Annotated in this window: 2 protein-coding genes; both read left to right on the plus strand. The window is 62.9% G+C overall.

What is annotated here, in order from left to right; genetic code table 11:
• On the plus strand, window positions 1-1,062 hold a 1,062-nt coding region (locus tag BP858_RS06325), incomplete at its 5' end, for a PAS domain S-box protein (RefSeq protein ID WP_286879132.1).
• 540 nt (window positions 1,063-1,602) lie between these two features.
• Window positions 1,603-2,110: hydroxyethylthiazole kinase (locus tag BP858_RS06330; RefSeq protein ID WP_394339380.1), on the plus strand; the 508-nt coding region annotated here is incomplete at its 3' end.

Raw genomic sequence — 2,110 nt, forward strand, 5'->3', positions numbered from 1 at the left:
GGGGCCGGGTCCCGGGAACTGATGAATGCCGTGGTCAGGACGGTGGCCGAACACCTGGGGGTCGAGTACGTCAAGGTGCTGCGGTACCTTCCCGACGAGGAGATGTTCCTGCTTGAGGCGGCTGTCGGGTTTGACAGCGCCCAGACCGGCATGAGAAGGGTTGAGGGGGGAGCCGATTCCCAGGCAGGATATACGCTTCTCTCCGGGAAACCGGTGATTGTCGATGACTTCAGGACCGAAACAAGGTTCCACGGCCCTGCCCTCCTCCGGGACGAGGAGATCATGAGCGGCATCAGCGTCATCATCCAGGGAGATAAGGCGCCATACGGGGTGCTCGGGGCCCACACACGGATGCGCCGGATCTTCACCCGTGACGACATCAACTTCGTCCAGGCGGCAGCAAACGTCCTGGCGCAGGGTATCGAGCGGAGAGTGGCTGAAGAGGCGCTCATGATGAGCGAGGAGAAGTTCCGCGAGATCGCGCAACGGAGCTTCGATATGATCTACACCTGCTACCATGAGGGCGGAATCACCTATATCTCTCCGGCCGTAGAGCGCATCCTCGGCTACACCCCCGCAGAACTGGTAGGCTCATGGTGCCGCAACTTCGTCAGCCCCTCCTCGCTCGCCGCATGGAAAGAGGGGCAGAAGAAGATAGCCCGGGGTGAGCCGGTCGAGGGGCTCGAGGTCGAGTTCCGCCGCAAAGACGGGACGGCGGCGTTCGTCGAACTGAACGAGTCCCCGATCATGGAGCACGGGAGGGTGGTCGGCGTCCAGGTGGTCGGGAGGGATATCACCGAACGAAAACAGAACGAGCACCTTCGCCGGCAGGCGTTCGAGCAGATCGAACGAAACATCGAGCAGTTCGCCGTCCTCGGCGACCACATCCGCCAGCCCCTGCAGGTGATCCTCGGTAGAGCGGAACTGCTGGACGATGAGAAGACGGCGGCGATCGTCCGCGCCCAGGTTGAGCGGATCAATGAGTACATCACGCAGCTGGACCGGGGCTGGATCGAGTCACGGAAGGTCCGTGAGTTCCTCCGGCGGCATGATCTGGCGTGAGAGGTCCCGATCTCGATACACCTGACCGGTTCTCTTCCCGGTACTTCACTCATTTTGGCGCCCAGCAGCGATGTGGCGCGTGCGACGCTGCAACGAGGAGTCGGTAGCACCCGGACTTCGCGCACTTCCGCATGCTTCCGCGTGAGGTGATGTACAAGAGTAACGAACAAGGCCTCACGCGAAGGCCGCGAAGCCGCGAAGGGGTGTTGCAGGTACCCGGACAGATCTTCGCGTCCTTCCGCGTGAGTTAGTGGATGGGGATAACGATACAGCCTCGCGCGAAAGACGCGAAGCCTTGACGGGGATTGCCTACCCCCATTACCAAACTTTGCGTGCTTCCGCGGAGTTTTCAGTAAGGGGGCAATAGAGTCTCACGCGAAGGCCGCGAGGGGAAGTCGGCGGTTGGACCTCCGGTTGGTTTCCCCAAAAATCTTAGCGAAGTGCTGAGACAGGACGCAGACGAGCGCCAAAAACCGGTGCGTTCCGGCTTCCCGGCAACGCCGGTTTTATGCGATTGCCGCAGAAATAGATAGGGTAGTTATGCCGGGCAACACGAGAGAAGACTCATCAGCAAACCTCATGGACGGCTCGATCCTCGCCGGCCTCCTTGCCGCCGTGCGGTCGCACCGCCCCCTGGTGCACCATATCACGAACAGCGTCACGATCAACGACTGTGCGAACATCACGATCTCTGCCGGGGCAGCCCCGGTGATGGCCGAGGCCCCCGAAGAGGTCGCCGAGATGGTCTCCGCCGCGGGTGCCCTCGTCCTCAACATCGGGACGCTCTCGCAAGGGCAGGTCGATGCGATGCTCATCGCCGGCCGCCGGGCGAACGTTCTCGGCATCCCGGTCATCCTCGACCCCGTGGGTGCGGGGGCGACCCGGTTCCGGACCGAGACCGCCTGGCGGCTCCTCGACTCCCTTGACGTCGCCGTCCTGAAAGGGAACGCAGGCGAGATCGGGGTTCTCGCCGGAACCGGCGGGAGCGTCAGGGGTGTGGACTCAGGCGGCATTGCGGGTGATCCCGTCGAGACGGTGCGGGAATGCG

It is taken from the genome of Methanoculleus sp. UBA413 (assembly GCF_002502935.1).
In the GTDB taxonomy this organism is placed as follows: domain Archaea; phylum Halobacteriota; class Methanomicrobia; order Methanomicrobiales; family Methanoculleaceae; genus Methanoculleus; species Methanoculleus bourgensis.